The organism is Streptomyces yerevanensis (assembly GCF_000716805.1).
Taxonomy (GTDB): domain Bacteria; phylum Actinomycetota; class Actinomycetes; order Streptomycetales; family Streptomycetaceae; genus Streptomyces; species Streptomyces flaveus.
In genome coordinates, this window is record NZ_JNWJ01000039.1 from 110,034 (window position 1) to 116,033 (window position 6,000).

At 71.4% G+C, this 6,000-nt stretch carries 4 protein-coding genes; 2 read left to right on the forward strand and 2 right to left on the reverse strand.

Features of this window, described 5'->3' with window-relative positions; translation table 11 throughout:
- Positions 1 to 252: 252 nt before the first annotated feature.
- The gene (locus OP79_RS32940) at positions 253 to 2,175 is read left to right on the forward strand and encodes a serine/threonine-protein kinase (RefSeq protein WP_033325378.1); all 1,923 of its coding nucleotides are present in this window, start codon (positions 253 to 255) and stop codon (positions 2,173 to 2,175) included.
- Between the two features lie 81 nt (positions 2,176 to 2,256).
- On the opposite strand, the gene purH is transcribed toward OP79_RS32940, so the two are convergent.
- Both purH and purN read right to left on the reverse strand, forming a co-directional pair.
- A complete protein-coding gene (gene purH, locus OP79_RS32945; RefSeq protein ID WP_425428635.1) occupies positions 2,257 to 3,828 on the reverse strand; it encodes a bifunctional phosphoribosylaminoimidazolecarboxamide formyltransferase/IMP cyclohydrolase in 1,572 nt (523 codons plus the stop codon).
- Positions 3,825 to 4,463: a phosphoribosylglycinamide formyltransferase gene (gene purN / locus OP79_RS32950; RefSeq protein WP_033325380.1), complete on the reverse strand. Its 639-nt coding sequence runs from the start codon at positions 4,461 to 4,463 to the stop codon at positions 3,825 to 3,827. Before purN ends, purH begins: the two co-directional genes overlap by 4 nt.
- A gap of 378 nt (positions 4,464 to 4,841) precedes the next feature.
- On the opposite strand from purN, the gene OP79_RS32955 reads away from it, so the two are divergent.
- The gene (locus OP79_RS32955) at positions 4,842 to 5,864 is read left to right on the forward strand and encodes a hypothetical protein (RefSeq protein WP_245685537.1); all 1,023 of its coding nucleotides are present in this window, start codon (positions 4,842 to 4,844) and stop codon (positions 5,862 to 5,864) included.
- The last annotated feature ends 136 nt before the right edge of the window (positions 5,865 to 6,000 follow it).

The following is a 6,000-nucleotide window of genomic DNA, read 5'->3' on the forward strand; positions in this document are numbered from 1 at the left end:
GTCGTGGCGCGCTGGGGTGTGGAACAGGCACCCCGCGCCTCCCGGCGTGGCCCCGGCCGCGCCGCCCCAGAACCCGGATAGCTACTGAGCCCGATCCAACTCCCCGTGTGTCGCCAGTGATTGGCGGTGATTGTGGTACGAGGGCGCATGGGGCCGCGATAGCCTCTCACGACCCGGGGTGGCAGCAGACCGGCCCATCACGGACGAACAGCACCAGCACACTGCGGATGAACAGCGCACGGGGGGGGACCCATGTCAGACCAGCGGCCCGAGTCGCCGTACTCTCCGGCGACCGGGAACGCCACGCTGGAGCAGGCCGGCGCGACCCCGCTGCAGCCTTCGGATCCGGGGCAGATCGGCCCGTACGTACCACTGGGGCGGCTCGGCAGCGGTGGGATGGGCCGGGTCTATCTGGCGCGGCCCGTCGACGACGGGCCGGGGCTCGCCGCGGTCAAGGTGATCAGGCCCGAGTACGCCGAGGACGCCGACTTCCGGCGGCGGTTCGAGCGTGAGGCGGCCGTGCACGCCCGGGTCGGGCCGCCGCACGCGCCGGAGTTGCTGGGTACCGGATTCCAGAACGAGCTGCTGTGGATGGCCACGCGGTATGTGCCCGGCCTCAGCCTCTCGGACGCCGTCAAGGAATGCGGCGTACTGGAACCGGCCGGCGCCTGGCGCCTCGTGGCGGAACTCGGCCGGGCCCTGTCGGCACTGTCCGCCGAAGGGGTCGTACACCGGGACCTCAAGCCGTCCAACGTGATCCTGTCCGAACAGGGCGCGCACGTCATCGACTTCGGCATCTCGCAGGCCGTGGACGCCAGCGCGATCACCGGCACCGGCAACAGGGTCGGCACCCCCTCCTTCATGTCGCCCGAGTACCTCAGGGAGGGCCGCTGCGACACCGCCTCGGACGTGTTCTCGCTCGCGGGCACACTCGTGTACGCCACCACCGGGCACGCCCCGTTCGGTGACGGCACCGGTGTGGACGTACTGCACCGCGTGGCGTACGAGGAGCCCGACGCGGAGGTCATGCGTGAACTCGAGGCCATGGACGCCTCGTTGGCCGACCTGCTCGACACCTGCCTGACCAAGGATCCCGCCGGACGGCCGAGCCCGCAGGAGCTGATCGAAGCGGCCGAGGCGTACGGCGACAGCAGCTCCGTGGCGCCCCCTTGGCAGGCGCCACTCGACTCACGGCTCCTCGAACGCCGCCAGGCCTGCGAGGTGCTGCGGCACGCCTCCGTCCAGCAGACCGGTCATTTACGCACGCCCACGCAGCGGGTGGCCGCCCCTGCTCCGGGGCCGGGTTTCGGGCCGGCTACACCCACACCGCCGGGGGCGTACGGGCCGGGGCCGCAGACACCGCCTGGTGCGTACGGGCCGGGATCGCAGACGCCACCGGGTGCATACGGTGCGCCGACACCGCCGGGGCAGTTCGGTCCGCCCTCGGTCGGCGTACCGCACCCCGGACCCACGCCCGGTCATCCTCCGGCTGCCGGGCGCGGTCGCAAGAAGGTGTACTTCGCCGTCGTCGCGGGGCTCGCGGTGTGTGCCGTCCTCGTGAGCACCTTCCTGCTCACCCGGCCGAACACCGAGGACACGGCGGCCTCTTCGAGGCCGACGGCCTCCGAGACCGGCACTCCCGATGACAAGGCGAGGGCGCCGCTGCCCAGTTCCTCCGCTTCTCCGTCTCCCGGCAAGGAGAAGGATGACGGGAGTGGTGAGGAGAAGGAGAAGCGCAAGGAGGACGATTCCTCCGCAGGCGACGCCGAAGCCGGAGGCGGCACGGGCGGTGCTGAGGACACCACGCCCACGGTGACGCCGACGGCCACGCCCGGCGGAAGCGGTGGGAGCGGCGGCGGGGACGGTGGTGGCACCAGCCCGCGCCCCTCTCCGACGAAGAGCACGGCCCAGCCGCCGCCCACACCGCCGTGGATCTCCCAGTGCACGCACTACTCCGGCACCCAGCTCACGCAGTTCGGCGACAAGAACCAGCGGGTGACGCAGGTGCAGTGCATGCTCACCAAACGCGGATACAGCGTCGGGAACGCGGGGGTGGACGGCCAGTTCGGCCAGGACACCTTGACCGCGGTCAAGCAGTTCCAGGGCGACAAGGGGCTGGACGTCGACGGCGACGTGGGGCCCAACACCTGGGCGGCGCTGCGCAGTAGGACGTAGAAGACGTAACGGCAGATGACGACGGCCCGCCGGTGGTGACCGGCGGGCCGTTCGCGCTTCCAGTCGGTATCAGCGTCGGTGTCAGTGGAAGAAGTGCCGCGTCCCCGTGAAGTACATCGTGATGCCCGCCTTCTGTGCGGCCTCCACGACCTGCTCGTCACGGATCGAACCGCCGGGCTGGACGATCGCCTTGACGCCGGCGGCGCCCAGGACATCGATGTTGTCGGGGAACGGGAAGAACGCGTCCGACGCGACGAACGAACCACGGGCCCGCTCGGCCCCGGCGCGCTCAACGGCCAGCTTGCAGGAGTCGACCCGGTTCACCTGCCCCATGCCGACACCCACCGAAGCCCCGTCCTTCGCGAGCAGGATGGCGTTGGACTTCACGGCCCGGCAGGCCCGCCAGGCGAAGGCCAGGTCCGCCAGCTCGTCGGCGGGCAGGGCCTCGCCGGTGGCCAGGGTCCAGTTCGCCGGGTCGTCGCCCTCGGCCTGGAGTACGTCCTTGACCTGGGCGAGACCGCCACCGTCGATCGGCTTGAACTCGGCCGGGGGCTGCGGGACTTCGGGGCAGCGAAGGACGCGGATGTTCTTCTTGCGGGCGAGGATCTCGACCGCGCCGTCCTCGTAGTCCGGGGCGACGATGACCTCGGTGAAGATCTCGGCGACCTGCTCGGCCATCGCCACGGACACCGGACGGTTGACGGCGATGACACCGCCGTACGCGGAGGCCGGGTCACAGGCGTGCGCCTTGCGGTGCGCCTCGGCGACGTCCGCGCCGATCGCGATGCCGCACGGGTTGGCGTGCTTGATGATCGCGACGCAGGGCTCGGTGTGGTCGTACGCGGCCCGGCGCGCGGCGTCGGTGTCGGTGAAGTTGTTGTACGACATCTCCTTGCCGTGCAACTGCTCAGCCTCGGCGAGACCGCCGCAGCCGCCCGTGTAGAGGGCGGCGGGCTGGTGGGGGTTCTCGCCGTAGCGCAGCACGTTCTTGCGCTCGTACGTGACGCCGATGAAGCCCGGGAACTCCCCGCCGTCACCCGCGTAGTCACCTGCGAACCAGCCCGCGACCGCCACGTCGTACTCGGCGGTGTGCCGGAACGCCTCCGCCGCGAGCCGCTTGCGCGCGGTGAGGTCGAAGCCGCCGTCCGCGACCGCCTTGAGGACGTCGCCGTAGCGGTCGGGGCTGACGACGACCGCGACGGAGGGGTGGTTCTTGGCGGCGGCGCGGACCATGGAGGGCCCGCCTATGTCGATCTGCTCGACGCACTCGTCGGGCGAGGCGCCCGAGGCGACGGTCTCGGTGAACGGGTAGAGGTTCACGACGACGAGATCGAAGGGCTCCACACCCAGCTCGGCCAGCTGGTTGCGATGGTCCTCGAGCCGCAGATCGGCGAGGATCCCGGCGTGCACGCGCGGGTGCAGCGTCTTGACCCGGCCGTCCAGGCACTCGGGGAACCCGGTGAGTTCCTCGACCTTGGTGACCGGGACGCCGGCGGCGGCGATCCTGCCTGCGGTGGAGCCGGTGGAGACGAGTGCGACCCCGGCCTCGTGCAGCCCGCGGGCGAGGTCTTCGAGTCCGGTCTTGTCGTAGACGCTGATGAGCGCACGCTTGATCGGGCGCTGTGTGCCTTCCGTGGTCACTTCGGCGGTCACGGGATAACTACCTTTCGTCCCTCAATGCGATAGCCGTGACGGGCGAGCCGCCCCACGACATCGACGAGCAGCCTTCGCTCGACTTCCTTGATGCGCTCATGGAGAGCGGCACCCTCGTCCTCGTAGTCCTCGTCCCGGACCTCGACCACGCCCTGAGCGATGATCGGGCCGGTGTCGACGCCGTCGTCGACGAAGTGGACGGTGCAGCCGGTGACCTTCACGCCGTACGCGAGGGCGTCGCGGACGCCGTGCGCTCCCGGGAAGCTGGGCAGCAGCGCGGGGTGGGTGTTCACGAACCGGCCGCCGAAGCGGGCCAGGAACTCCTTGCCCACGATCTTCATGAACCCGGCCGAGACGACCAGATCCGGCTCGTACGCCGCCGTGGCCTCGGTCAGCGCGCTGTCCCACTCGTCCCTGGTCGCGTAGTCCTTCACGCGGCACACGAAGGTGGGCAGGCCCGCGCGCTCGGCACGGGCGAGGCCCTCGATGCCGTCGCGGTCGGCGCCGACCGCGACGATCTCTGCCCCGTAGACGGCCCTGCCCTGCGTCGCGATCGCGTTGAGGAGAGCCTGCAGGTTCGTACCTGATCCGGAGACCAGCACGACGAGGCGCTTGGCCACGGGATTGGCGGCCACGGCGAGGCCCTTTCTCGGGAGAGCGTTTGTAGGGTCGTACGAATGCTTCACGCCCCCTGATACGGGGAAGTCTACGAAGCGGCCGACCGTCAGCAACGATACCGGCACAGCGATCGGCCCTCTTGGGACGGGGGCGTGGCCGGAAGGTAGCGTCTGGGGAGGATCCGCCGGGGAACACGGTCCACGTGGGGGGAACGCCTCTGCCGCATGGGACGTTGACCAGGGGCGGGGACGAAACTCGGACACTACGCCCGCCACCCGCTCCGATTCACTTGCTCCACCGCACGCTCGACCAGCCCGACCCGCCAGCTTGATCCATCAACCTGACTCGCCGACTGAATCGCAGACTCGATTCGCCAAGGGGAAGACGCACACCTGATGCCGGACCGCAGCCTCCGACTCCTCCCACTCCTCCCCTCCTTCGCGTCCGGCCCCTCGGGGGTCGCGGAGGGAGGGGGGCGGGGTGCGTTCGTCCCGTCCTTCCTGTCCATCCCGCTGTCCTTCCCGTCGTTCGCGTCCGACCGGCCGTCCGGGGTCGTGCCTGTACAGGCAGGCGGGCGCGAAGGGCTGCTGCTGCGGGAGCGGCACTCGTCCTCGTCGGCCACTCCGCCGCGTGAGGGCGAGGGGTCAGAGGGCGATTCGGCGCGGCCCTCCGGCGCCTCGGGTGCCTCCGGTGGCGGGAACCCGGCCGAGGGCTCGTCGCCGCAGGGTGGGCAGGGAGCCCCTCCGCCCGCGGACGACAACCCCTTCGCGCCTCCGCCGGAGGACGCGCCCGACCGGCCGTGGCAGCCACGCCGGCCCGTGGACGGGCAGGGGCAGGGGTCGGACGAGGGTCAGGGTGGCAACGGCGGGCGTTCACCGTGGGGCAGCCAGTGGAGCGACCGACAGCCGGGGCCCGCGCAGGGCGGCGGTTTCGGTGACCGGCCCGGTTCCTCGGGTGGGCCCGGCGGACAGGGCGGCCCGGAAGGATCCGGCGGCCCCGACGCCGGTCCGCGCTGGGACCCGACGGACCCGTCCCAGCGCCGCGCGCGGTACGCCCTGCTCTCGGGCATGTGGGCCTTCTTCTTCTCCCTGTTCAGCTGGCCGTACGTCGCGCTGCTGCTCGGCGCGCTGGCCCTGTACTGGGGCATCAGCGCCCTACGCGCCAAGCCCCGCACCCCTGACCCGGACACCCCGCCGCCCCCGCCCGGCTCCGGCGCCCGCCCCCAGACCACGGCGGCGATAAGCGGCCTGGTCACGGCGTCCCTGGCCCTCGCGATGGTCGCGGCCGGCTTCACGGCCCAGCTCGTGTACCGCGACTACTACACGTGTGTGAACGACTCCCTCACCAACACGGCGAGGGAATCCTGCGACAAGCTCCTGCCGGAGGAGTTGCGGGGGTTGTTGGGTTCGCAGAGCTGACGGTTGCCTCCGGCGGTTGGGCGGGTGGGTTCGTTTTCGGGTGCGGGTGTGTGGGTGGCTGGTCGCGCCGTTCCCCGCGCCCCTGGGGTGGGTGGGGGTGCGGGGTCGTGGGCCGGTGCGTCAGCCCGTCGCAGGG